Origin of the sequence: Tardiphaga sp. 42S5, from assembly GCF_034044155.1 — a bacterium.
Lineage (GTDB): Bacteria > Pseudomonadota > Alphaproteobacteria > Rhizobiales > Xanthobacteraceae > Tardiphaga > Tardiphaga robiniae.
In genome coordinates this window covers 1,052,333-1,076,277 of sequence record NZ_CP139027.1, presented here as the reverse complement: position 1 = coordinate 1,076,277, position 23,945 = coordinate 1,052,333, and the positions used below count along the sequence as shown (strand labels likewise).

The 23,945-nt window shown below is 57.8% G+C and carries 21 protein-coding genes; 5 read left to right on the top strand and 16 right to left on the bottom strand.

The window, feature by feature from the left end:
• Positions 1 to 5: 5 nt before the first annotated feature.
• From SFY93_RS05100 to SFY93_RS05090, 3 genes are all read right to left on the bottom strand, one after another.
• Positions 6 to 872: a VOC family protein gene (locus tag SFY93_RS05100; protein WP_320446261.1), complete on the bottom strand. Its 867-nt coding sequence runs from the start codon at positions 870 to 872 to the stop codon at positions 6 to 8.
• A gap of 526 nt (positions 873 to 1,398) precedes the next feature.
• Positions 1,399 to 2,625, bottom strand: coding sequence for an ABC transporter substrate-binding protein (locus tag SFY93_RS05095; protein ID WP_320447699.1), 1,227 nt, complete (start codon positions 2,623 to 2,625; stop codon positions 1,399 to 1,401).
• On the bottom strand, positions 2,618 to 4,096 hold the full coding sequence (locus tag SFY93_RS05090; RefSeq protein ID WP_320446260.1) for an ATP-binding protein: 1,479 nt from the start codon (positions 4,094 to 4,096) through the stop codon (positions 2,618 to 2,620). The genes SFY93_RS05095 and SFY93_RS05090 overlap by 8 nt, the downstream gene beginning before the upstream one ends.
• Positions 4,097 to 4,590: 494 nt before the next feature.
• Between SFY93_RS05090 and SFY93_RS05085 the strand changes: the two genes are divergently transcribed.
• Positions 4,591 to 7,419 (top strand): ATP-binding protein, encoded by a 2,829-nt coding sequence (locus tag SFY93_RS05085; protein ID WP_320446259.1) that lies wholly within the window; start codon positions 4,591 to 4,593, stop codon positions 7,417 to 7,419.
• Positions 7,420 to 7,443: 24 nt separating this feature from the next.
• Here SFY93_RS05085 and SFY93_RS05080 read toward each other — a convergent pair whose 3' ends face one another.
• The 12 genes from SFY93_RS05080 to SFY93_RS29650 form a co-directional block, all read right to left on the bottom strand.
• The gene (locus tag SFY93_RS05080; RefSeq protein ID WP_320446258.1) at positions 7,444 to 7,794 is read right to left on the bottom strand and encodes a winged helix-turn-helix domain-containing protein; all 351 of its coding nucleotides are present in this window, start codon (positions 7,792 to 7,794) and stop codon (positions 7,444 to 7,446) included.
• A gap of 137 nt (positions 7,795 to 7,931) precedes the next feature.
• Positions 7,932 to 8,393, bottom strand: coding sequence for a helix-turn-helix domain-containing protein (locus SFY93_RS29660; protein WP_414717067.1), 462 nt, complete (start codon positions 8,391 to 8,393; stop codon positions 7,932 to 7,934).
• 200 nt (positions 8,394 to 8,593) lie between these two features.
• Positions 8,594 to 9,337: an alpha/beta hydrolase gene (locus SFY93_RS05075; RefSeq protein WP_320447698.1), complete on the bottom strand. Its 744-nt coding sequence runs from the start codon at positions 9,335 to 9,337 to the stop codon at positions 8,594 to 8,596.
• 661 nt (positions 9,338 to 9,998) lie between these two features.
• Complete coding sequence (locus tag SFY93_RS05070; protein ID WP_320446257.1) at positions 9,999 to 11,033, bottom strand: hypothetical protein; 1,035 nt, start codon at positions 11,031 to 11,033, stop codon at positions 9,999 to 10,001.
• Between the two features lie 557 nt (positions 11,034 to 11,590).
• The gene (locus tag SFY93_RS05065) at positions 11,591 to 11,863 is read right to left on the bottom strand and encodes a hypothetical protein (RefSeq protein ID WP_320446256.1); all 273 of its coding nucleotides are present in this window, start codon (positions 11,861 to 11,863) and stop codon (positions 11,591 to 11,593) included.
• A gap of 300 nt (positions 11,864 to 12,163) precedes the next feature.
• Positions 12,164 to 12,700: a hypothetical protein gene (locus tag SFY93_RS05060; protein ID WP_320446255.1), complete on the bottom strand. Its 537-nt coding sequence runs from the start codon at positions 12,698 to 12,700 to the stop codon at positions 12,164 to 12,166.
• Positions 12,697 to 13,725, bottom strand: a complete 1,029-nt coding sequence (locus SFY93_RS05055) for a tail fiber protein (protein WP_320446254.1) — start codon at positions 13,723 to 13,725, stop codon at positions 12,697 to 12,699. Before SFY93_RS05055 ends, SFY93_RS05060 begins: the two co-directional genes overlap by 4 nt.
• A gap of 87 nt (positions 13,726 to 13,812) precedes the next feature.
• Complete coding sequence (locus SFY93_RS05050; protein ID WP_320446253.1) at positions 13,813 to 14,289, bottom strand: hypothetical protein; 477 nt, start codon at positions 14,287 to 14,289, stop codon at positions 13,813 to 13,815.
• Positions 14,290 to 14,297: 8 nt separating this feature from the next.
• Positions 14,298 to 14,648: a hypothetical protein gene (locus tag SFY93_RS05045; protein WP_320446252.1), complete on the bottom strand. Its 351-nt coding sequence runs from the start codon at positions 14,646 to 14,648 to the stop codon at positions 14,298 to 14,300.
• 346 nt (positions 14,649 to 14,994) lie between these two features.
• The gene (locus tag SFY93_RS05040; RefSeq protein ID WP_320446251.1) at positions 14,995 to 17,334 is read right to left on the bottom strand and encodes a DUF5906 domain-containing protein; all 2,340 of its coding nucleotides are present in this window, start codon (positions 17,332 to 17,334) and stop codon (positions 14,995 to 14,997) included.
• A gap of 412 nt (positions 17,335 to 17,746) precedes the next feature.
• Positions 17,747 to 17,920 carry an excisionase family DNA-binding protein gene (locus SFY93_RS29655; RefSeq protein WP_414717065.1) on the bottom strand — a complete coding sequence of 58 codons (174 nt, stop codon included), beginning with the start codon at positions 17,918 to 17,920 and terminating at the stop codon, positions 17,747 to 17,749.
• Positions 17,921 to 18,189: 269 nt separating this feature from the next.
• Complete coding sequence (locus SFY93_RS29650; RefSeq protein ID WP_414717064.1) at positions 18,190 to 18,432, bottom strand: helix-turn-helix domain-containing protein; 243 nt, start codon at positions 18,430 to 18,432, stop codon at positions 18,190 to 18,192.
• Between the two features lie 43 nt (positions 18,433 to 18,475).
• On the opposite strand from SFY93_RS29650, the gene SFY93_RS05035 reads away from it, so the two are divergent.
• From SFY93_RS05035 to SFY93_RS05020, 4 genes are all read left to right on the top strand, one after another.
• Positions 18,476 to 18,742 (top strand): hypothetical protein, encoded by a 267-nt coding sequence (locus SFY93_RS05035; RefSeq protein ID WP_320446250.1) that lies wholly within the window; start codon positions 18,476 to 18,478, stop codon positions 18,740 to 18,742.
• Between the two features lie 681 nt (positions 18,743 to 19,423).
• Positions 19,424 to 20,389, top strand: coding sequence for an ABC-three component system protein (locus SFY93_RS05030; RefSeq protein ID WP_320446249.1), 966 nt, complete (start codon positions 19,424 to 19,426; stop codon positions 20,387 to 20,389).
• Positions 20,373 to 20,621 (top strand): ABC-three component system middle component 8, encoded by a 249-nt coding sequence (locus SFY93_RS05025; protein ID WP_320446248.1) that lies wholly within the window; start codon positions 20,373 to 20,375, stop codon positions 20,619 to 20,621. The genes SFY93_RS05030 and SFY93_RS05025 overlap by 17 nt, the downstream gene beginning before the upstream one ends.
• Positions 20,608 to 22,401: a DUF2326 domain-containing protein gene (locus tag SFY93_RS05020; protein ID WP_320446247.1), complete on the top strand. Its 1,794-nt coding sequence runs from the start codon at positions 20,608 to 20,610 to the stop codon at positions 22,399 to 22,401. Before SFY93_RS05025 ends, SFY93_RS05020 begins: the two co-directional genes overlap by 14 nt.
• A 208-nt stretch (positions 22,402 to 22,609) precedes the next feature.
• Here the strand turns inward: SFY93_RS05020 and SFY93_RS05015 are convergent, their stop codons facing one another.
• A complete protein-coding gene (locus tag SFY93_RS05015; RefSeq protein WP_320446246.1) occupies positions 22,610 to 23,848 on the bottom strand; it encodes a tyrosine-type recombinase/integrase in 1,239 nt (412 codons plus the stop codon).
• Positions 23,849 to 23,945 lie beyond the last annotated feature (97 nt).

The window sequence follows — 23,945 nt, the reverse complement described above, 5'->3', positions numbered from 1 at the left end:
GCGTTTCAATTCTTTCCGGATACACGCTTTTGACGGACATCAAACGCAGTCATGAATTTGCGCTTCACTGGCCCCAACGCCTGCACGAATTCAAGCTGTTCGCCTTCCGGACCTTTGCAATAGATCAGCGCCCACCCGTCGGACGCCCCCTCGGTGATCTTGTTCGTATTGGAGGAAAGGGGCGCAGCGAGGCGTTCCTTTTCGGTCAGCACCGTTACGGTTCGGTTGGCCTTTACCTGCGACATTCCGCGCCGACCACATTCGGCCTCGAGGTCATGGATGAACTTGTTAAAGTCGACATCATCGCGAATATAGAAGCAGAAGTGCATGGATCGCGGAAACGCCGGGCTCATGTGATCGCGCGGTTCGGCGAAACTATTGGCCGTTCCCTGCGGCTCCGTTGCTTCCCGATACTGGAGCAGTTCGATGACGATATTGTCGAACTGGATGAATCGCACGTCGAGCCGCTGCTTTCCACCGCGAAGATCCGGCACTCCGATCGTTACCGGATTGATATTCAGCTCGCGCGCGAGGATCTCTTGATCCGTCAAAAGCGTATTGTGCACCTTCTCGCCGAAGAAATCTCCGTCTCGCATGACCTCGGTGCCACCGAGAACTTCGGTATAGAACTCGTAGGCTCTTTCCATGTTCTGCACGGTAAGGCCGATATGCTGCACGCCTTGCAGTCGCTGGCCCAAAGGAGCGCTATCGATATCACCGGCTGATGATTTAGCCGCTGTTTGGGCCGGGGAGCTCGTCGTCGACAGCGCGGTTCCCGCAAGACCCGCAAGTACGGATGCTCCCGCCAGCCGGATTACATCACGGCGATCTTCATCAACATCGCCCTGCATCAGTTCCTGATCATATTTCATGCGTGCTCCGTCTGCGCTTCATACAATTCAACGGTCACGGATAACGCTAATGTCCGCAGCAGTCGGCGCGAGTAAAAGGATGTTAAGAGCAATGCCTCGATGCCGTAGGCGATACACCTGCTTTCCGGAGAGCCAGGAACGCGTTCGAGGAAAGCCGCAGTATGGTCACGAGGTCAGCAACTGTAATAGGTCGATAAAACAAAGATATTTGGACGGCCATCCGCCTGAGACCGTCCATCCTGACGAAGAAGGTACCGAAACCCGGGACGCCCAACGCACAAAAGAAACCGCAACTTAAGCTGTGCGACAACACGTCGCTGGCGGAGCGCGGATTTCGTCTGGCAGGAAACTTCCCTGGCAAGCCATAGCTCACCCATCCACCGGATTGCGTAAGCGACTGCGACGGATGCCCCTAGAAATAAAGGGCCGACCCTCCGTATGAACAGCGTGCCCATCCACCCGCCACGAGCAACGCCGCAGCGCTAACGAGACCCGCGACAAAGAGCCCGTCTGCATCGCCGTAGGCTTAGTTCAGATTGGCCTCGATCAAAGATCCGATGCGCTGCCATCTATCGCCTTCGAAACGCATCATCTGCATTTTCCTGATTGGAAAATGGTCTTTCGACAGGGGCTGCAATGTGATTCCCGGCAATAGCGAAGCGGGGGCGAAATCGCCGAGCTCGCTCGTAGCCCTCATGATATTCTCGCGCGTGAGATCGTTACCTGCCCGCCTGATAATGTACTCCAGCGTCTGCGCGGCACCATAGGCATAGAGCACAAGGCCATTGCTCCGATCCACATCCGGCGCGTATTTCTGCAGGAACGAGGCGAAGCGGTTCATCCCCGGGTCATTGTCCCAGCTCTCGTCCATCGGATCCTTGATGTAAGCGGCGCTTATGATGCCCTGAGCGTATTCAAGGCCGGCGGGCCTCATGACGGCGCCGGTCGACTGGCTAACCTGGTTGAGGACATGAACGGGCTGCCAGCCGATCTCGCCAATCTTGCGAATGGCCATGGCGGCAAATTTCGGCGTAGAGAGATTCACGAACAAGTCAGCTCCGGAGGCCTTCAGCTTCACGATCTGTGAATCGATCGTTGGATCAGCATTGTCGTAAGTCGCTTCGGCAAGAATGGTGGTCCCGCGCTCGGTGAGACCGTTTTTCACGCCCCTATAAATGTCACGGCCATAATCGTCGTTCGCGTAGAGAATGGCGATCTTCGCGCCCGGATGATTTTCGGTGATCCAGGTCGCGTAAATCCGGCCTTCCGCTTGATACGGCACATTCAACGGCACCGTCCAAGGGAATGTTGCCGGATCGTCGCCGAAGCGGGTGCCGCCGGTCGACAGGAGTATGTGCGGCACCTTCTTGCTGTTGAGATACTTCATCACAGCAGCATTCGACGGTGCGCCTACCGTTTGCGACAGCAACAGAACTTCATCACCCTCAACCAGCCGCCGCGCCTGCTCGACCGCCTTGGCCGGGCTATAGGCATCGTCGTACGATAGCCAGGTAATCCGACGCCCATTTATCCCGCCCGCCTCGTTCAGCATCCTGAAATAGGCGCCATTGATCCGACCAATCACACCATAGGCGGAAGATGGACCGCTATAGGGCACGAAATTCCCGATCCTGATCTCGGTGTCAGACGCACCGACGCTATATTTCGGTTGGGCGACGGCGAATGTGGCTATCCCCATCGACAGGCACAGACTCAAAAACGACAGAAGCCGCATATTTCCGCATTCACCCATGGTCACGATCGACTTGCGCGAGTCCGGAGGCGCGCGCCTCGCGATCGACCCGCTCAAAACATTTCCGAGAATACGCAGTCTGCCTTGTGCGAGCGAGGTCTTGCGTTCGCGTGTTTTCGTGACGCTGGAGCACATATGCGCGCGTCGTTTCCAGCAGACGATATTGAATCGAGGAAACCTGCTGACTCACATTCAACAGCGATTTGTTAGCGAGTGCGACGATGACATTCCGGACTTTTTCCGGCCGCATCGTCCCGTCACTGGCGATCGCAAGCGCTGCGTCGAGCGAGAACCAACCATGCAACTTAGCCAGGCAATACAGCGTGCTTCTTTCCTCTGCAGAAAGAAGGCCGTAGCTCCACTCGACCGCAGCGGACATCGAACTATGGCGCGGTATCGCCGTTCGACGCTCCATCGTGAGCAGCGGAAACCGCTCGTCCAACCCGCGCTGTATCTCGTCGAGATCCAGCACGCCAACCATGGAGGCGGCAAGCTCGATCGCCAACGGAATTCCGTCGAGCCGGCGACAGATCGCGACGACCGACGACGCATTCCCATCGTCCAGGTGAAATGCCAACGCATGCTGCCGCGCAACCTGCAGGAACATTTGCACCGATCGATATGCAGATGCCGTCTTCGCGACCGCCTTGAAGTTTGCCGGCGGCACCTCGAGGGGCTCCAGTCGCCAGACGATCTCGCCGCCAACCCGCAATGATTCCCGCGAGGTCGCCAGAACGACGGCCTTCTCCGTTTCCCTCAATATCCTCTCGGCTAGAGCGGCGACGTACTCGGCAACATGCTCGCAGGAGTCCAAAATCAGCAAAGTCTGCCTGCCCCGCAGAGCAAGCACTACCTGCTCAATCGAACATCCCGATTCGCCCCTGCCCAACGAGCAGGCTACTGCCGCGTGCACTTGCCGCTCGTCGGTCGCCCCGCCGAGATCGACGAAATGGACGCCGTCGCGATACTCACGTTCCATCCGGCGCGCGACGGCCAGCGCGACGACCGTCTTTCCGACGCCCCCCGGACCCAGCACTGTGACCAGCCGGCCTTCGCTTAGCATCCGGATGAGATCATTCACCATCTCGTCGCGCCCCAGCGGTGCCACAGCCGTGGACAGCGCGTGATGCGGAAGACCGGCAGCAACGATTTCGGTGGATGCGTCCGAACTCAATCGACCGGTGAAGCGGTAGCCAAGCGAGGCTTCGGTCCGGATCAGGGCGCCATGATCGCCCAGTGCCTTTCTCAGGCCTGAGATCTGAACTCGCAGGTTACGTTCGTCCACCTGGAGGCCAGGCCACGCGCGCTCGTAAAGCTGCGCCTTCGGTATGAGTTCGCCCGGCTTTTCGATCAGGGCGCCAAGCAGGGCGCGTGCCCGCGAGCCGAGCTGGACCAGATTTTGCCCGTCCAGCAATATTCCGCTGGATCGATCAAATCGAAATGGTCCGAAGGCAGCCTCTGCACGCGACATCGTTGTCTGGCCCAGTTCAAACTTCCGCCGTCAGGTCCGATCGTGCCCCCGACCGAGGCGGTGAGGTACGTGAACGGGTCGCATCGTATCACATTATTTCCCTAGCTGATCGCGATGCGGCATAAGGTCAGGAGCGCCGATTTTTACATCATTTAACACCCGCGTGAGTTGACAATACACAACCGAGAGGAGTGGGCGGCATCTCCGCCGTGGGCTGCAGCTGCGCGCGAAAATGTAGTTACCATCTGCCAATCCTGTTCTGCCGCTCAGTCGGGCAACGGAAAGCGGAGCTCGGTGCGCGCCCGCGTAACTGCCGCAAGCCCACAATGCGCGATCGAGCGTTTCCGCGCGACCAGGCGAGGCCCTGCGTGCCTCAACCGGCTCTCTGGAAAGCCAAAGGTAAAATGTGGTAAAATCGGCCACGCGTGAGAGATCGGACCGACCAACTCAGTTTGCTCACAGTGATGGCCCCGCGAAGGTGATCGGCCGTTCTCATGATGAATCGAGAGATACTGTTCGGACCATTTCGCTTTGACCCGACGACCCGCGTGCTATGGGACGGCGACACCCCTGCGCGGCTTGGTGCGCGCGCGCTGGCAATATTAGGTCACCTGCTCGAGACCCCAGGGGTCAGTGTCTCGCGCGATGAGCTCATTCGCGCCGCCTGGCCGGGGCTGCACGTCGATCAGGGCAATCTCCGGGTCCAGATCTCAACCCTCAGAAAGGCATTGAGGGAACAGGGTAAGGCGATCCAAAGCAGCGCATCGCAAGGATATTGCTTCGCCGGCGATATCGTCGTCAGGACTACAGACGGACAGTTTTCCGCCGCCCGGCCTCGACTTCACGTCCCTTCTCCGCTGACGCCGCCAGTCGGGCGCGCCGCCGTCGTTGCAAGGATCAACGAGCTCTTCGCCACGCGCCGGCTGGTCTCGATTCTTGGACCGGGCGGCATCGGGAAGACGACAGTTGCGATGCAGATCGCGAGCGGTCGCGCGGACGATTACCTGGATGGAGCTTGCTTCGTCGATCTGGGCCGATCGTCAGCCGCGGCCTCCGTCAACACCACCATCGCGAGTTCTGCGCACCTGGCGGTAACGGAATGGCCGAGTAACGATCAGATTGCCCTGGCGCTCCGGAACAAACATATGCTCCTTGTCCTGGACTGCTGCGAGCATGTCCTCGATCCCGTCGCTCGGCTGGTCGAGCACCTGCTCGCCAAGACGTCGATCGACATTCTCGTCACAACGCGCGAGCCGCTGCGCACCGTCGACGAAGAGATCTGGCATCTGGAGCCCCTGGCAGTTCCGCCATCGTCCGCGATGCCGATAAACTCCTCGGACCTCAGGGACTACGCTTCCGTTCAGTTGCTCCTGCAAAGCATCAATCACCGCGGCGCGAACCTGCAGGTCGGTGGCGAGACATCGGCCGAGATAGCCGATGTCTCCCGACGCCTTGAGGGGATTCCGCTGGCCATCGAGCTGGCCGCATCCATGATTGCCACGCTCGGGCTGTCGCAAGTGCTGCGCAGCCTCGATGAAAGTGCACCTCTGATCACGATCGATCGCCGCAGCACTACGCCTCGCCAGCGATCACTGTTCGCGACCATCGAATGGAGCTACAATCTCCTCTCCGACGAGGAGCAGTCGACTCTTAAATGCCTTTCCTGCTTCGCTGGTCCATTCACCGTCGAGGCAGGCGTTACGGTCGCACAAGGTGACAACCGAACACCGGACTCTTCACGCGACGCAATTCTTGCACTCGCGCGCAAATCGCTTCTTGCCTCGCATACGGCGTCCGCCGATGGCGGTTTCCGCCTGCTGGACACAACGCGCGCTTTTATCGCCCAGACACCCGACCCATCCGACGACCGCGATAAGGCGCGAGAGCGCCACGCAAGGTATATTCTCGCGCGTCTGGAACTGACCGAGTGGAATTTCGCAGATGTGCAGTCCGCGAATGCCATCGTCGGCAACTATGTCGGCGAAGTCCGCCTGGCCCTCGACTGGTCGTTTGAGGTCGCTCCCTGGCTTGGCGTACAACTGGTGCTGGCCGCGGAACGGCTTTGGCTGGAACTCACATCGCTGTTTCACGGCGCCCCTTATATCGCCAGGGCACTTGGCTATGCCGATACCGATCCGAGCCTCGGGCCCGTCGTGCAGTCACGCCTGTTAGTGTCTCTCGCGTCGGCACAAGCCTATATTCCAGGGGGCCAGGGTGCGGACCTCTATGAGCGCGCCTGGAATGCGACACGCGATGCAGGCGATGATTTTCTTGAACTGCGCGCTCTCTATGGACTGATCCAGAGTCTGTTGCTCACGCGACGGCCCGCTTCATCCCATCTTGATGAATTTGCCGCGATATCCAGGCGCTCCGATCATCCTGCGACCTATCACCTGTATCAGCGCATGCGGGCCTTCAGCGAATTCGAGTCGTCGAAACTGATGTCCGCCCAGGCACATTTCGAAAGCTTCCTGAACGACTTCCGGTCGATCCCCAGAAGTGTATCGCTCTATTTCGGCGGCATGGATTCCGTTATCTCGAGCAAGGTGGGGCTGGCTCTTTCCAAATATTACATGGGCTATTGCGATCAAGCCCGCCTTCTTCTCGAAACCGCGGTCCAAGACGCCGAACGCCTGGGGCACGCCACCACATCTTATTTCGTCCTCGCACAGGGCGCCATTTGGGCCAACATCAACTCGCGCGACTTCGAGCGGGCGCATGCATATCTTCACAAGCTCGAACGTCTGGCAGCTCACTATCGTCCCTGGCAAGCGCTCGTCGATGCGTTTCGCGGATTGATCGCGACATATGAACATGACGACGCCGAAACCGCTGCACGGTTGCTGACGTCCTGCCTTCAGGATCCCTACATGATCAAGACCGGGTCCTTGCGCCCGATCCTGTGGATCGAACTTGCAAACGCCAGGCGCCAGGCCGGCGACATCGCCGGCGCCGAAGCAGCCCTTGAAAATGCATGGGCACAGTGCCTCGGCACCTTCGACGTGCGCGTGATCGGCAAGCACCATCCCGCCCGCGCCGATCTGCTGATGGCACGAAACGAGCCGGGCGACATCGAGCGCGCGAGGCTTCTTCTCCAGGAAGCCATCGATCTCAGTCAGGCGTCCGATTTCTATCTTTATCAATGCGAGGCTACGGTGATCCTTGCCACGCTCGAGCGAAATGCCGGCCACATCGACGCAGCGCGCAGTGCGCTGACCCGTCTCGTAACGCACCACGGCGATCGCGAGAATGTGCCTCTCTTTGCACGAGCCCAGAGTCTGCTTGCGGAAATCGAAACCATCGGCAGCGATACATCCGACTGACCAGGGACGGAAATCGCCTTTGATCTACCCCTCGCGGATGATCTCGACCGTCACATCAACCGGCGCGACGAAGCGATACCCTCTGCCGTGGACCGTCGCGATATAGGGCAAGCCCGACTGCATTGGCGGAAGCGCACGGCGCAAGGCCGAAACGGCCACCTTGAGATTGCTGGCGTTCATTCGACTGTCCGGCCAGACGAAGGAAATCAATTCAACCTTGCTCACAACCTCTCCTGCGCGCGAGACAAGGAGTTGCAGCAGGTCCAGAGACCGTGAGCCGAGCTCGATGTTCATGCCTTGATACTGGAGCAGTTGCCGGTCCGGAATGAACAGGATATCGCCAAACCGGTAAATCGTGCGCGGTGTCGCAGCCATACCCCTCACCCGAGATGCACCCCCCCTGGCACCGGTGGTCGAAACGAACTCCTTTCGGCCATGTGCCAAAATTGCAAGTGTAAGGGCTACGGTGCCACTTATGGGCTTACATCAACAGTCTGGCCGAGCGACACGGCTCAATTTACCCCGCTATTGACCTGTCCAAAATGGCGACGCCATCCGGTGGGCGTCCATCCCGTCGACCTACGAAACAAACGGCAGAAGTGGGCCTGATCCGAAAATCCACATTCCAACGCGATATCGGTCAGTTTCATATCCGGCGATCTCAAGAGATCCACTGCGCGCTTCAGCCGGCACGCGACTAGGTAGGCGTGCGGTGTATTGCCGGTTCTGTTTCTGAACACGCGCGAGAAATGGCCTTTGCCCAAGCCCGCGATTTGAGCCATTTGCAACACGGACAACTGGCGATGAAGGTTTCCTGTCACATATTTTTGCACGGCATCGAGTCTTGGTTCGACTGGGGACCGCCTGAGAGAGAGCGACGTCTTCACGACAAGTCGTGATTGGGACGCCTGTTTCTGGTCCGGAATCACGGTCCAAGATCCATCACGGCTACCTGATCGTCTCTGATCAGGCATGACCATCTCTTGCCGACATTCAGACCAAGATTTCACGGTCACCAACCCCTGCGACGATGCTCTACATAGCCGTTATGGCGGTAAACCTTCCACGTGTTGGGAACTGAGTGTAGTTAAATGATGTAAGGCCGCACGACGCTGCTGACCCAGCGCCGACTCCCCCTGTGCGGACAGGGCCGCCTGCCCAAGCCGCGCAGATGCTATTTTGCCTCTCGTGCGGCTTGCTTGATCACAAGCGCCACCGCGCGCGGCTGAGAAATCAGAACCGCGTGACTCGCCTTGACTTCGGTCACCTTGGCCTTCGCCCGCGCATACATTGTTCGCTCGAGATCCGGGTTGATCATACGATCCTGTGTCGCAACGATTCCATAGGACGGCTTGGTCTTCCAGGCGGCTGAAGTGACCGGCGTGGCGAAGGCCTTCGCATTGGTCGGCATTTGGGCAAGCGCCATGAATTGCGCATCGGCTGCTGGAATATCCGCGGCAAAGTCCGCATGGAAGCTTTTACGGTCGATCAGCAGGTAGCCATCGACCGTCGGAGCAGTGCTGCTCGCGAGTGGCGGTTTGGTGCTGCGCAGTGACCTCACATGCTCGCCGTCGTCAGGAGCGTAGGCCGCAACATAGACCAGGCTAACCACGTTTGCATGCTTTCCGGCCTCCGTGATGACGACGCCACCATAGCTGTGCCCAACTAGCACAGTCGGGCCAGATTGCCGATCCAAGATTCGCGTCGTCGCAACGACGTCTTCCTCGAGAGAGGTCATGGGCTGCTGAACCACACTGACCATGAAACCATCTTTTCGGAGAATGTCGGCTACCGCTCGCCATCCCGATCCATCCACGAAGGCACCATGAACGAGAACGATGTTATTGACGGAATTTCCTTGCGGCGCGGCAACCGTGTTCGCGGACAGGACGGCAGACCACAACAGCGCCAGGGCCATCATTCGGAAAATCATTGGCGTCTCCAGTCTGATAAAATGAGTTGCGGCAATCACATGGAAGACGCCATCGAAGACGCGTCTGAGGTCCATGCCGAGAAGAGTGTACCCGACCTTTGCCATCCGGAGGTGTTAAGACACATTAAAACGATCAGATGCTCACTTCCTTCGCACCGAAGCGGCAAGTTCGAAAATCTGCATTCGCATCCTTCTGAAGGAGCCGGATGGCCTATGCATCATTCAGGCTTGATACCGGCCGCCCTGAGCATCGGCCACCATTTCTCGATCTCAGTTTGGTGGAACGCCAGCGTGACCCCTGCGAGCTGGAATCGGCATATTACGAGCCTCGATGAGGTCAAGGCGACACTCATCCGGTACTATCCCGAATGTCCCCCGCTGCGAGATTTGCTGAAGAAAGCCGATCTGGCGATCGCATCACTTCGCTCCTGGAAAGCCGCTCCGGCGCGGACAACGCAAGCTAGGCGCCAGCATATCAATCGGGGTGCGCCGACCTTGTGAAAACAAAGTCGAATCACCTAGGCTCCAAGTTGGTCACTCCGCCAAACCTGACGCCGGGTCAAAGAGAGCTGCTTGCGACTTCATCGTGATCCGCTCCTTCAGATCGCTTGGTAATCGGCAATCAGCGATCCTGAACTAAGGACGATCACCTTGGCCTTGCTGCTGCTGGTACACGCCAGTATCGAATACGCGAAACTGTCCATGCGCCCAGCCCTCCCGCATGTGAAACCAACCCACCGAACCGAGGCGTTCGCGGCGGGCCTCGGCTCTCGAACCTATGCTTCGCTCTTGGCAACTCCGATCGCGAAGCATCGCCGTAAAACTCTTCGGCATCAGCACTGTGATCACCGTCGCCGTAGGCCGCCGTCTCCGAACTGGGATCATTCCCCGCGCGGAAATCGCGAAATGGACCGAGGGCATCGACCGACCGCAGACCTGACGACTGCTCAAAGAACTCTTTAAGGTTCTCGTTGCTCACCTCACTCCAGTCTTGATTGGCCAGCCGCCAAACCGGGTAGTTTGACGTTCGTGAAAAGCTGCACGTCTCACCAGGTTCCATCACGCTGCTAGTCCAAACTCGACCCGACCCGAATATTTTTGAGAGATAGTCATGAGCGTCCCAACCGTTGCCCGGCTCCATCTGCACCACGACGTGTGCGTGGATATCGAAGCTTTCGCCACCCTGAAGGGGCCGGAGATGCCTTGCGACAAGAAGCGGAACGAGTAGCTGCCTTCGCTCAAGCTCCGCGATCGCCCGCTGCACGCAATTATTGAAAGCTCTTTGAGATGCCCGGAGATTGCTGATCGGACATCGACCACCCTCATCCAGCAGCATCTGCTCGCCAATTCCTGCTTGCAAATTGATTGCTGGGCGAAGCACGATGTGAACCATATTGCTCGGCTTGTACTCTCTCTCGAAGGCCTCAATGTCGCGGTGCATCTCATAGGCCGAGACGGCAGCTTGGGTGTTGAAGAGTTTGCTGTGCCGCAAGTGCAGACCACGCGGCTCCGTTAGGCTTCCTTTCGTCGCCAAATCGACTAAGAACACAGGCACGCGCGCCCTATAAGGGTTCAAATCCTGTGCCTGCAGCCTTGCGGCGAGCTTGAAGTCGCGCCCGAAGCGACCTGCAGTAGATGCAGCGTCCATTGGCGTTCTCAGGTATTCACGGTTCGGATGCATCCCGATGTCCTAGCCGGATGCGCGGAACACGTCTGACTCGCTATGGGCGGAGGTTGCGACGACCGGCGCTTGGGGCGCCAAGCGTGGATCGTGACAACTCCGGACCGAGGAGTGGTTCCTGCATCATGTTGAAGGGGGGCGTGTCCGGTTCATCCGGACCTTTTTGACGAACAGGGCTGCATCATATTCGATGCGCAGAAGGCCCTTTCGCCCCGGGGCGGTCCGCTGCTTCCACGGCTTCCGAAAAACCAGCACGAAGCATGGCTCGTCGTAACATCGATTCCCTAGCTGACCGGATAGGTCAAATCGAAGGGATTCGTATGGTTAACGCGCCCGTGACTACGATCGCACAGGGCCTTCCACCCGCGGCTCAATGATGGCAGTTTGGCGCGAACGGTTCTACACCGTGGTTCTACACCGTCATTTTCTGACGATTCGAGAAATGCCCGATTTTATTGGGTTTTTCGCGCTGCATTAGCTTTTGGCGGAGAGGGGGTCCGCCACATCTAATTGATAACACTTATCTATTTTAGGTATTTACGTTTCTACCCACAACCCTACCCACGAAGGTGCTCAGATTGAACGTCGTACTGCGACAATAGGGCGCCGACGATTGAACGCATCAGACGTGCAGCGACCCACGCAAAAGCGATGGCGAGCATCCACTGTAAAGCGTGCTCGGCCGATGGCTTCCAGAAGCCAAACACCAGCGTAGCAGCGATAGCAAAAGCTCCGATGCACAGGAGCGACCGCACCGTGATCTCCGCATAACGCAGCCAGCCGAACCGGGCTTCGATGCGCTCATGAACCATGTGTTCTAGGGAATTCACGCCAACCTCCCCGTGCCGCTTTCGGTCACGCTAAATCAAAGGCTGCGGAAAAGCGACGCTCTATAGGGAAATTTCAAGCCCGCTCCACGCTTGACGCCTGCTGCTCGGCCTTAGCTTCCGCTGTGGAGCGGCTGAGTTAACACCGTAGCCGGTACGGCATGCTCCAATTTTGAACAGGGGCAGGTCATGAAAACCCGAATGAAGCGCGACATCCGGACGGTCCAGAGGCTGCGGTACTGGTCAGAGATACTGAGGGCGGCAAGCTCACTGCTCGCCACCCTCTTGGCAATCATCGATCGGCTATTGAAGTGACGCTGACGGTTGCTCAATCCGAAGCCCGCGCGGCCCGAAGAGAAGCCGAAGGAGGCCAGCAAGGTGCACAACCCGCACCTCGCGCCGAAGTCGTTGAAGCATCCCCGTCTCGCCCGCAGCCACCCGCGAGAAGTAGTTTCCAAGATGCCAGCGGAAGTGCTGCCGATACTTCGGCCATATCACACCTTGGATTGTGTAGAGGCTGCTGTTGCCGTGCTCGGCCGCCAAGTCCAAGAGGTCTTTTCCGCCGATCATGTGCGCGGGAACGCCCATGAACAGGTCAGTATGCAAATCGCCAAGCGCAATTAGCCTGTCAGCCATCTGCCCGGGTGCGCGGCTCTCCGCCACCCGAAGACCATCGAGAATAAGAGCGTTGGCCCGCGCTTCGATTTTCGCGAACGAGGCGCCGTCCAAGGTCCGGAGTAGTTCGCGCCACTGCCGATTGGTAACTGTCCTAAGCTCTTCAAAAATCATATCGCTTCCTGCGTCGTCTTTCACGGAGGCTTCTTGCAATATTTCGTTCATGCCGCAGCCTTGATGATCCACCCGCACGGGACGGCAGGCGGAATATTGTTGTGCCCCGCGCCAGCGACACCGTTTCCGCTGTTAGTGCTGAAGTCGTGCCCATGATTGATATCAGTGGGGCTAATCGAAATAACAGCTGGGGCGATTGGCACCGGTCGGTCAGTCGGCCCGCCCACTGGGAATGTACTGGTCCCTCCGATCGAGCCGCCGCCCACCCCGTGCGTATGCGGATTATTCGCGTTCATGCCACCGGTCGTGCCGCTATGGGTATGGGGGCCGGTCTCCGCTGCCGTAAGCGGGTGCAGCGCCTCACCAACTGGGGCGGCGGCTGTGTCGATAAGCGTCAGGTGGGTGATGAGGCCACGCGCCGCCACGCCGCCCATCCCGCTCTTTCCGATCGGAACAACCTCACACCAGTTGGGAATGCCGAATGTCGTAACGCCGTCGCCAGCACCGAACTTAGTCCCATACACGGCGAACAGGAGCGGCCAAGCCGTACGCGAAGCAGCGACACCGTTTTTCCAGATGTATCCTGAAGGAAGCATATCGACGTCCCACGCAAGCGTCGCGCCAACTGGGATAGGGATGTTCCCCAGGTTGCCCATGTGCAGGACATCATTGACACCGACCTTCGGCGTTGACGCGAACGTGGCAAGCCCAGTGGCGCGGTCGATCTGAAATGGCGTTCCGAGCAGCGCGCCGAGGTCGTCATATCGGTTGATCTTGAAGAGCGAGCCAACATTGCCGCCGGCTTCAGCCGTCGCATCGGCGCCGAAGTCCCAGCGCGCGAGCGCGCCGCTCTTCAGCTTCACCGTGCGAGCATTGCCGGCGGCGCGCGTGATGTTAACGCCGGAAACTAGCGCATCGTTGTTGGCGTCGCGGACGACCGCGGTGCCCTCTCCTTCCGCCCCGAAAAGAGCATCAAGAATATCTGCGTTGTCGTTGAGCTTGTCGCCCCAGGTGTCATCTGATGCGCCGATCTCCGGCAGTGTAAGGTCAAGGTTCGGTGTGAATGTATCAGCCATTCTTCTATTTTCGCTCCACGTCTCCGTCTGTTAATTCGGGCCCCAGGTCTCTTCTGCTTCGAAGCGGCTGCCCGATCTTCTGGTGTATCAACTTGCGCTGCGAGCATTCGCCGCTTGGTCTTTTATTCTGAGCAAAAGCCATTTGCTCTGAACAATGGTGAAAATCCGCACGGGTCGCCTTCCGTCTATGAACGGCCGCGCCGTCCCTGCCGCTGTGCCGGCAAAATAGCGCGGCAGCCACTTTTGAAACCGTCTGCGCGCTTCTGGCCAGATAACGTGCTCCAAGCGCTCGGCGAAGTTGCCACCGCTATACGGCCCCAGGCCGATCGGGTCTTTTCCACCGACCATGTACGCAGGAATGCCGCATGCGATCATCGGACATTCTTCAATCTGTTCAAGCAGCCGGGTTGCCAAATACCCAGGCGCGCGCTGCTCTGCTGAAGTAATAGCCTCAGACAGACGAAGGTTCACGTTCGCTTCGTATGCGGCGAGAGTGTCCGCGGGCATTTGGTCAAGCTCATCTCGGAGTTTGCGCGCAGCACCGCTCGTGAATTCCATAATCATGTTCCCCCTCACCAGTCTGTCTCCGGCTCGATCACGCGACCATCAACCACCTTCGCACCATGACCGTTCGCAAGCTGCAGGGCCTCAAGGTACAATTGTCGAATATCAAGGTGCTCAACCTTCTGCTCGATAGCTTGCATGGGCTTTCCATATGCGCGGTTGAGAATTTCTTGCGCCGCGGCCAGCGCAGTGCGCTCGTCTGCGCTCTCGACCAGATCACAAACCCTCTTGAACGCAACGGGCGCGTGCTGCCGGGCAAGCTCCCGGATTTCCTCAACGATCTTTGGCCGGCCGCCTGGGTTCAACGATTTTCCGGGCAACAGGCGACCGTGAGCGTCCCTCTCTGCGACTTCGTTCATGCGCCGCACCCCGCCGTGATCCGACGTGCTATGAGGCCGCACGGGTCGGAATTGAGAGGCTGAGAGGGTGAGAGGGGAAAAATCGAACTAGCGATTTGGCGCGCCTGATGGGGCGAAGTCGCTGCGAGAGCTCCGCTACATGCTCTTATATATACGTCTTTTACCAACCTTATAAAAAGCCCTCTCAGCCTCTCAAACATCAACAAAACCATTGCGCCGCAGTGATTTCTCTTGAGAGGGCATGGCCTCTCACAACCCTCGCAAGGGCGCGCAGATGCCGAACGATTTTCGTTGGCATTACAAAAACTCAACGCCGGTTGAGTTATTTTCTGCTGATGAGCGCAAATCATGAGAGGGCACCCGCCTTCTGCGAGGCCTCTGCATCGTACCGGTCTCTCAGTTTGTTGGGAGACAGCTGGCTCAAAAGCCCAGAGCTATCGCGCACCCAAAGCTGCCGCATATTCGCGCCGAGCCGTACGCGCTGAGCGGGCCTGAAGCCCTCTGCTCGCATCGCCGCCGTGGAGTGCTTCTCGACGCCTTCCGGCGCCTGGAAGTCTAGCCCTGCGATCGTGAGCAGGTCACCGGCGGTCATGATCGTGCGACCGTGCAGGGCCTCGCCCTCCTGGAACAGATCGCGCAACCATCTGAGCGCCGCCGGCTGCGACTGATCAAGCATCGCCCGCTTGGCCGCAGTCATGGGTGGGCGCGCCATCGGATTGAATGTGGTGATATCGCGCTGCTTCAACCAGCCAAACACGCGCTCGACGCCGCCCGCGCCATACCACGCATGCAAGTTGGCAAAATACTCTTCTGAAGGCGGCTCTTCCACCAGCGCGCGGTGAACCCAAAAGCGACGGTCATCTTGGTCGAGCGTTATGGCGTCGCTGTAATTGGTGAAGAACACCCACAGCTGCGTATTCGGGATGGGGAACGGCTGCTGATTTTTCTTGTTCACCATCACGTGCAGCGGCGGCGCGGCGATCCAGTCCTTAAGCTGGTTGTAAACTTCGCGCTTCGTGAAGTTCATCATTTCGGAGACGCTGACGACCTGCGCTTGCAGAAACTGCGTGAAGTCGCCCGCGAGCTCCTGCGGCTTCACTTGCGAGACGTTGTGCCACCCGAACGCTTCGAATATCGGCGTGAACACAGTGTCCTTGCCAACCCCCTGGTTGCCCAGGATGACAGGCGCGTGGTTGATCTTCACGCCGGGCCGCTGAATCGCGAAGCCCACGAAGTCCAAGAAGTGCTCTCGCGCCGGCTCGCCGGTCTCGCCAAATATCGCAGTGACGTGTTCAAGCCACGGCGCCACCATGTCGTCAGTCACGCCGACGGCTGGCACGACCTGCGACGGCCGCCACAGGTTGACCGCGCGGACGCTGATGCCGGATTGATTTTTGTCGGTGATCATCACAGGCGCGCCGGGCCGATAGGTGGCGATCTGAGCCTTGCGGGCGCCGCGGGCGTTCTGGAATGTCGCCTCCGCTGACTTCACGCCGGTATTGCCAAAGGCTGCGATCTGGACGTTTGCCGCGTTCATCGCACGCCCCGACAGTGCGGCGCCGGTGTCCACTTCAATGTAGCGTTCAAGCTGCTGCACCCAAATGTAGTTTTTGAGCATCTTTTCCAGCGGCGTTTCGCCGACTAGCTCGTTTGCGTCGTCTCCGCCGTCGTTGAAATCTTCCTGCGCTTCGCCGTCAAAGGTGCCATTGGCCTTCGCCGTGGCAAATAGCCATGAGGCGCCTAGCGCGGCGTCTGTGATGCTCTCCCAGGTCTTGCGCACATAGTCGGGGCGGATAGCGTCATGGTGCATGGCCCAGCCTGCCACGTCCGCGTAGTGGTCTTCTCGCGTTGGGCCGAGCGCGGCCTTGATCGCTGCCAGCGCGGTTACAAAGTCGTCATGGCTTGGCAGTGTGTCGGGGTTGTTCGGCCAGGCGGCCAGGGCTTCCAGCACGAGCGCGGGGCTGGATGCCCAAAGCGAAGGATCTGTGAGAGCCTTGCGGGTGCTCGGTGCGCCCTTGCCGGCCAGCGCGCCCTTCTGGATTTCCCCCCAGCTATTTTTTTTGATCAGCGAGCCGAGCGCGCTGAAGAAACTTTCAATGCCGTCGCTGTCAATCTCGCCAAGCCCGTCGGGCCCAGCATCGCAAGGGCTGTCACCATGGCGCCAGGTGTACGCGCCGCCTTTCGGGTGCGGGCCCTCAACCAGATACTGTTGACCGAACGCCAGGAGCTCCACGGCATGCTTGACGCCCTGCGCATCAATCCAAGCCGTGCGGGATTTGCGGATTGTGTCATGATCGGCGGGCTTGCGGTAAACCATGAGGCGGCGCGGTGAACCGTCACGCGACCGCACGGGGGCCATTCCCAAATGATCGACGGCCAGGCCCTCGATAGCCACGGCCACCGCTTCGTCTTCAACGTCGATATCAAGCCCAGGGAATAGCCGGCCCTGAAGCCCGACGCTGGCGCCCCATAGAATGTATTTTTTCGCGTCGCCTATGGTCGTGGTGCGCTCATCGGCCCATTTGCCGCCAAGCCCTGACCATGTGCCATCGGCGTTGCGAACGCCCGGCGTTTTGCCACGGTGACGGTCTTTTACTTCAGAGTTCGCGCTGATCTTCGCATCTGGCGGAATGATTGCCAATAATTCGGAGAGGAAACCGGCCTCCGCCCATGTACGGAAGCTCATGATGAGCTGCCATTCTGTGTCGGCTGTTCGCCATTAGTCTGTGAGGTCAGCAATTCTCGCCTGTTTCAACCTTTCTCTTATTCGTGTCGCCTACCGTATCCGATGCATGAAGAGCGCACCCGGACCAGTCAGCCAAATGTTGCAGGTTATGATCTATTACGAGCGCCACGCGCGCGGCTATTCCTGCCGAGAATTCGGTTAGGTCGCCCTCGATAGTGAAGAACTGACGGACCATGCGCCCGTCGCCTAAGCGTCGGACAGCCACAAGCCAGTCTTTGCCGGCTGCTCCACCATCAAATTCGTGTTGAAGCACAGCACGCGCGTAGGTGAAGCGATCACTGTGCAGCGCGAACCACTCACGATCCACGGCATCGGCGGTATTGATCGCTTGGGAGCTAGCCACAACGTCGGCTCAGGCCGCCTTGCTCTCAAGCCACGCTTTCAGTTGGTCGTACCGAACGAGCGTGCGTCGGCCAACTTTAATGCGCGAGAGCTCTTTGTTCTTGATGGCCTCATACAGCTTAGTTTCGCCGAGGCCAGACGCTTTGCATGCCTCGCGGATGGTACAAGTGATAGGTGTAGCCATTTGATGAGTTGCCGGGGTGCTAAGGTCCGCTCGATTGCGACCCGCGTTGATCGGCCAGCGAAAAAATCAAGCTGGCGATGAAGGATGATGAAGCATGGCGATATCGCCCTGTCAATTATCGGCTGCCCCGCGATGGCTTCAAATCTGACTGTAAGCGGGAGGGAGTTGAATTTAACTCAACTATCTAGGTTAGTACTTCGAAATTCGTTTGAGAAATTCTCAACTTGTAAGGCAGTCGAAATTACGGCGCCCTTTCCGCATTTTTTTACTTAGACTTCTGAACTCGGCTCTTTGGCTTGGCCGGTGGCCTGCTTTTCAACCCAGTTCTTTGGGATCATTCGTCGCCGGCCGATTCGGACTGCCGGTATCTCGCCTCGCTCGACGGCTCCGTATAGCGTCGACTTTCCGACGCCAAGAATGATCGCCGTCTCTCCAACGGAATAAGTTCTGCGGACAACCTCAAGGGGAGCCAGCTGCGCTGACGACCTCCCCAGTTTTACAGGGCCTTGCATCTCAACTCCTTAACACTGAAGCGCGGTCCTCGACCGCGAGGCGATGGAATATCCAGATCAGGTCAGTCAACGCTTTCACGCTGGCGGCCCGCGCTGGCGCCTCGCCCACTGTGACATCGCGAACACTGCGATCGTCAAGCGTAAGCTGCCAAACTGCCAACTCTTCCAGGTCGCCGCGCGTATTGCGCCTGCGATGCGAGATGCTTACGCCGTCGTCATCGACTGCACCGAAAACCAGAGCTCTACCGGTCTCCCGGTCAATGAAGGAACACCTCACATGCTGTTCGCGCCATTCCTCTGTACCGCCTAACGCCTCATAGATCGCGATCCAAAGACCACACGTATCTCGCTCGCTAGGAGGCCGCGTGATTGCCATTTGGCCTAAAGACGTGAGACAGCGCTGTGCAGTCGCAGCTACGGTTGCGAGCATTCGGTATTCCTTCATGATGTTCGATGGTGCCGCGAGAAATGGCTTTCCCGTTCACGTCAATTTCTGTAAACAGAAATCATGAAGAAGTCAATTAGTGTAAACATAAATCCTGTGGGTAGGCCTGCGACCGGGCACGATGCCGTTTCAGCCGTCAGGTTGCCCGCGACGCTCGCGGAAAAGATTGACGCTTGGGCCGCGAAGCACGACGTGCCTCATAGATCGGAAGCGATACGCCGGTTGATTGAGATCGGCCTGAAGGTCAAAGCATAATAGCGGCTTGCTCCCGACTTCGAAGCGCCGCAAGTTAACCACTGGAATGGGTCGATCGTGATCCACCGGTGCAAGAACGCAAGTCGTACTTGCACTCACCCAGCGGTTGCATAATAGTCTCCAATAGTTCTTGGGGGCTTCGGTCATGTCGGCACATCGCGGCGCCATTGCGCCATCAGTTTCGCGCGCGCCAGATGCCCCCCTTATTGCAGATGTTCGGCCTGCACCCGCTAGCCGCACGGCCAGCCGCACTCGCTCTGCGATGCTGGTTGAATACGGCACGCCTGCCCAATGAAATTCGCATACGAGGATCTGAGTCCAGAGCAGTTCGAAACGCTCATTGTCCTGTTATGCCAGAAGTTGCTCGGCATCTCAGTTCAGGGATTTGCCAAAGGACCGGACGGTGGGAGAGATGCAAAGTTTGTAGGCACGGCTGAGCTGCACCCGAGCAAAGCCGCTCCATGGGTCGGCACAACGATCATTCAGGCGAAGCACACGAATGGCTACAATCGGAGTTTTTCTGAAGCCGACTTTTTCAGCCTGACTGCGGCCAACTCGGTTCTTGGAAAGGAGCTTCCGCGCGTAAAGAAGCTGCGTGACGGAAAGCTCCTCGACCATTATATGCTGTTCTCTAACAGACGCCTCGCCGGAAACGCCGAGAATGACATCTCGTCTTACATTTCGGGACAATGCGGCCTGCCAGCGAGTTCGATTTACCTCTGCGGCGTCGAGCAATTGGAACTTTGGCTTAAGAACTTCGATACCGTGGCAAAACTCGCGAATCTCGATCCGATTGATTCTCCGCTCATTGTAAGTCCAGACGACCTCGCCGAGGTGGTGCAGGCTCTGGCGCGGAGTAGTGCGGACGTGGCCGCGGCGATTGACGCACCGCCCACACCCCGAATGTCTTTCGAGGACAAGAACACTCTAAACAACATGACGGCGGACTACGCGAAAGCTCTCAGGAAACGGTACCTGAAGGAGACGTCGCAGATCAGAGCTTTTCTGGCCGCACCTGAAAACGCCGACATTCTAAAATTCTATGAAGCCGTCGTTGAAGAATTCCAGCTGAAGATCGTAGCGAAGCGCCAAGACTATCAGACCTTCGATAACGTAATGGAGCACCTTCTAGACCTACTTTTCGCGCGCGATCCCATCCTTCGCCAGCTTTCCCACAAGCGCTTAACAAGAGCAGTTCTGTTTTACATGTACTGGAATTGTGACATCGGGGAGGAAGCGGATGCTACGACCCACTAAGCACTCGCATCCCGACCGCACGGTCGTAAGCGTCGCACTATTGCTTCTAAAGCGGCTAAAGGCTCGTCGCTTAGAAGAATACAGCGTGCTGCTAGGCTACGCTCGCAGTTCCATTTCCGGCGGCGACGTATTGTTTCTTCCGTCGATCAATTTCTTGTTTTTGTTGGGCCTCATTGAGTATCACGCGAAAACCGACGCAATCGAGTATGTTGGTCCTAATGAAGCTCTCTAAGCTGTATTCAAATACACCGTCTGAGTTCGGCCCGATTAAATTTAATCCGGGTCTCAACGTCGTCTTGGCCGAAATCCGCCTACCAGAAAACCGCAAGAAGGACACTCACAACCTGGGCAAGACAACGCTTGGCAGAATGCTGGACTTTGCGTTCTTGTCAGGTCGAGACCCCAAATTCTTTCTGTTCAAACACCTAGACCGCTTTAGTCATTTCGTCTTCTTTTTGGAAGTAGAGCTCTTCGATGGCTCATTCCTGACCATCCGACGAAACGTTGCCGAGGCATCGAAAATTGCATTTAAGAAGCATGCGATCGGCAACCAGGACTTCTCTAACGCCACTGATGGCGAGTGGGATCATTCAGACGTCCCCTTCGATCGTGCAAGAGAGTTGCTCGATAGCTTGCTTGACTGGCGGGCTTTAAAGCCTTGGGCTTACCGCAAAGGCTTGGGCTATCTGTTGAGGTCACAAGACGACTTCCGGGATGTTTTCCATCTTCGTAAATTTGCGAACACGCACGCTGACTGGAAGCCGTTTCTAGCTCACATATTGGGCTTTGAGGCCGACCTTGTCGTTAGGCACTACGAAAAAGAACAACAGCTTGCTGACAAGCAAGCCACCGCCACCACTATCAAACAAGAACTTGGCGGCTCTATTGAAGACGCGAGCAAAATTGATGGCATCCTTTTACTCAAACAGCAGGAAGCAGACAAAAAGCAGCTACTGCTCGATGCTTTTGATTTCCGCGCTCAAGACAAGGCTCAGACGAAGCAGCTTGTCGACGAGGTCGACGAGCGAATTGGAGCGCTGAACGCACGACGATATTCGCTAACTCAAAACCGTAAGAAAATTGTTGCCTCTCTCGATGAAGACCGAATCCTCTTCGACCCTGAAGAGGCGAAAAAGCTTTTTGCGGAAGCCGGTGTACTTTTTGATGGCCAGCTAAAGAAAGACTTTAAGCAGCTAATATCTTTCAATCGAGCTATCACAGATGAACGTCAGGGTTATTTACAGGAGGAGCGTGCGGAAATTGAGTCAGAGCTAAAACAGATAGGCACAACGCTCAATGCACTCGGCAAGCGACGGTCTGAGATGTTGGCCTTCCTTAGCGGAACTGACGCTTTCGCAAAATATAAGCAAGTCTCTGGCGAGCTCGTCACACTCCGTGCGGACATTCACTCCCTTGAGAGACAGCGTGCGTTTTTGCACCGCCTGCAAGAGCTTCGGAGCGAGATACGCGCACTAACGGAAGAGAGGGGACAGCTTCAGTCGGCTATTGAAGCAAACGTAGAGGCCCAAAATGCTGATAAGGACAGTCTGTTTTCCAGCATTCGCCTGTTCTTCAATGAGATCGTTGAGGAAGTCGTTGACCGGAAGGCGCTCTTAAGCGTGTCCCCCAATCTGCAAGGGCACCTTGAGTTCAAAGCAGAGATATTGGATGAGGCAGGAAACGCCACGAGCGCAGACCTTGGTCACACTTATAGGAAGCTTCTTTGCGTCGCCTTTGACATGGCGGTGCTGCGTGCACACTTAAATGAAAACTTTCCCCGCTTTGTCTACCACGATGGCGTATTTGAATCGCTCGATGACCGGAAGAAAGAAAATCTACTCAATGTTATCAATGAATATACTTCTCTTGGCCTTCAATCAGTCATCACTTTAATCGACTCGGACTTACCTCCGCGCGCAGATGACAATCCGGTATTTGATCAAAGCGAAATAATTGTGCTGCTGCACGATGAAGACGAGAGCGGAAGGCTTTTTAGAGTTCCAAGCTGGTAGCTTAGGAGGGTCACTTTTTTTTGAATTTTTTTCGGGTCCATGTTTTGAATTTCGAATTTTCTCTGCGGCTGCGCGTATGGGGCCGCGAGATTTCCTTCTGCCCCGGGCCAGAAAAATCAGGGGGGGTCTCTGGCAGACCGCCATTCCAACGGTCTAGCTGGCAGCGCTAAATGCGCCGCCACCGCCCCGCACTCGATCGCTGTTGCTGCTAGGCCCTGATCGGCACAACCGTGTCCCGCTTCGCCGCCACCGGCGTTGAGCAGAACTTCGCCCACTCTGCCATCAGGCGCCGTCTCTTCTCGAACAGATCACCACGACGGTAGGCGGCTTCGGTCTTGTCACCCACCGCGTGCGCTAGCGCCATCTCAACTACTTCGTTGGGGAAGCTGGTGCGCTCGGCCGCCCAATCGCGGAAGGTGGACCGGAAGCCATGAACGGTGATGGCATCGTACTTCATTCGATCCAGGAGCACAGCCATTGCCATATTCGAGAGCGGCCGCCCCGACTTGCCGCCTGGGAAGACAAACTCATTGCTGGCGCCGGGCTCCTCTTTCACCCGCTTAAGCAGAGCGACCGCACGGGGGGACAACGGAACGCGATGATCTTTCCCGGCTTTCATACGATTGCCATCGATCGTCCATGCTGCCTCGGTGTCATCAATCTCAGGCCACGAAGCACCGATGACTTCACCCGTGCGGCCCGCGGTCAATATCGCGAACTCCAACGCACGCGCCGCCGTTCCGTCCTGTGCAGCCAGCGCCACCATAAAGCTCGGCATCTGGTCGTAAGGGAGGGCGGCGTGATGCTTGACCGCTCGGACCTTCGACAGTTTCGGCAACAGTTTGTCGAGATGCCCTCGCCACCGTGCCGGGTTCTCGCCAGATCGAAGACCCCTCGCTGTCGCCCAATCCAGGATCGTTTCTATCCGGCCTCTTACTCGGCCGGCGGTCTCAGGCTTCTTCGACCAAATTGGCTCGATCACCTTGAGCACCAACGCGACATCGATGCCCTGCACGGGGAGTGATCCAAAGACCGGCGCCACATAACGCTTCAGGGTGCTGTCCCATTGCGCCGCGTGCTTTGCGTTGCGCCATGCTGACCTGTTCGCCTCGATGTACTGAGCGGCCGCTTCTGAGAATGTGATGGCCTTTGCGGCGTCGAGCCGCGCTCGCGCCTGATCGGCCTTCCGCGCCTCGATCGGGTCAACGCCATCTTGGCGAGCGCGCCGGCAACGGGCAGCCGCCTCCCGGGCTTCAGACAGGGAAACCGCCGAAAGCGAACCTAGACCCATCTCGCGGGCACGACCGTTCAGGGAAAAACGGTAAAGCCAGGATTTGGCACCGGTGCCCGTGATTTGCAGGTAAAGACCGGCGCCGTCCGCATGCATGCCCGGCTTGGCCAAGCGCACAACCTTAAGGGCCGAAAGCTTCCCAACTGTTCGCGCCATCCAGTGCTACCCCCGCTCTACCCACAATCGACACGCGGATTCTGGCGAAGGACCGCGACGAAGTACAGCGAGAAAAGCCTTATTTTACGGGGGATTA

What these genes read in the sequence shown, in the direction of transcription:
- SFY93_RS05040 (WP_320446251.1), bottom strand. Translation starts at nt 17,334, where the DNA reads ATGAGCTTCCGTACATGGGCGGAGGCCGGTTTCCTCTCCGAATTATTG.
- SFY93_RS05060 (WP_320446255.1), bottom strand. Translation starts at nt 12,700, where the DNA reads ATGAACGAAATATTGCAAGAAGCCTCCGTGAAAGACGACGCAGGAAGC.
- SFY93_RS05095 (WP_320447699.1), bottom strand. Translation starts at nt 2,625, where the DNA reads ATGGGTGAATGCGGAAATATGCGGCTTCTGTCGTTTTTGAGTCTGTGC.
- SFY93_RS05100 (WP_320446261.1), bottom strand. Translation starts at nt 872, where the DNA reads ATGAAATATGATCAGGAACTGATGCAGGGCGATGTTGATGAAGATCGC.
- SFY93_RS05045 (WP_320446252.1), bottom strand. Translation starts at nt 14,648, where the DNA reads ATGAACGAAGTCGCAGAGAGGGACGCTCACGGTCGCCTGTTGCCCGGA.
- SFY93_RS29655 (WP_414717065.1), bottom strand. Translation starts at nt 17,920, where the DNA reads ATGGCTACACCTATCACTTGTACCATCCGCGAGGCATGCAAAGCGTCT.
- SFY93_RS05020 (WP_320446247.1), top strand. Translation starts at nt 20,608, where the DNA reads ATGAAGCTCTCTAAGCTGTATTCAAATACACCGTCTGAGTTCGGCCCG.
- SFY93_RS05070 (WP_320446257.1), bottom strand. Translation starts at nt 11,033, where the DNA reads ATGCATCCGAACCGTGAATACCTGAGAACGCCAATGGACGCTGCATCT.
- SFY93_RS05025 (WP_320446248.1), top strand. Translation starts at nt 20,373, where the DNA reads ATGCTACGACCCACTAAGCACTCGCATCCCGACCGCACGGTCGTAAGC.
- SFY93_RS05085 (WP_320446259.1), top strand. Translation starts at nt 4,591, where the DNA reads ATGATGAATCGAGAGATACTGTTCGGACCATTTCGCTTTGACCCGACG.
- SFY93_RS05050 (WP_320446253.1), bottom strand. Translation starts at nt 14,289, where the DNA reads ATGATTATGGAATTCACGAGCGGTGCTGCGCGCAAACTCCGAGATGAG.
- SFY93_RS05015 (WP_320446246.1), bottom strand. Translation starts at nt 23,848, where the DNA reads ATGGCGCGAACAGTTGGGAAGCTTTCGGCCCTTAAGGTTGTGCGCTTG.
- SFY93_RS29660 (WP_414717067.1), bottom strand. Translation starts at nt 8,393, where the DNA reads ATGCCTGATCAGAGACGATCAGGTAGCCGTGATGGATCTTGGACCGTG.
- SFY93_RS05030 (WP_320446249.1), top strand. Translation starts at nt 19,424, where the DNA reads ATGAAATTCGCATACGAGGATCTGAGTCCAGAGCAGTTCGAAACGCTC.
- SFY93_RS05075 (WP_320447698.1), bottom strand. Translation starts at nt 9,337, where the DNA reads ATGGCCCTGGCGCTGTTGTGGTCTGCCGTCCTGTCCGCGAACACGGTT.
- SFY93_RS05035 (WP_320446250.1), top strand. Translation starts at nt 18,476, where the DNA reads ATGGAATATCCAGATCAGGTCAGTCAACGCTTTCACGCTGGCGGCCCG.
- SFY93_RS05080 (WP_320446258.1), bottom strand. Translation starts at nt 7,794, where the DNA reads ATGGCTGCGACACCGCGCACGATTTACCGGTTTGGCGATATCCTGTTC.
- SFY93_RS29650 (WP_414717064.1), bottom strand. Translation starts at nt 18,432, where the DNA reads ATGCAAGGCCCTGTAAAACTGGGGAGGTCGTCAGCGCAGCTGGCTCCC.
- SFY93_RS05055 (WP_320446254.1), bottom strand. Translation starts at nt 13,725, where the DNA reads ATGGCTGATACATTCACACCGAACCTTGACCTTACACTGCCGGAGATC.
- SFY93_RS05090 (WP_320446260.1), bottom strand. Translation starts at nt 4,096, where the DNA reads ATGTCGCGTGCAGAGGCTGCCTTCGGACCATTTCGATTTGATCGATCC.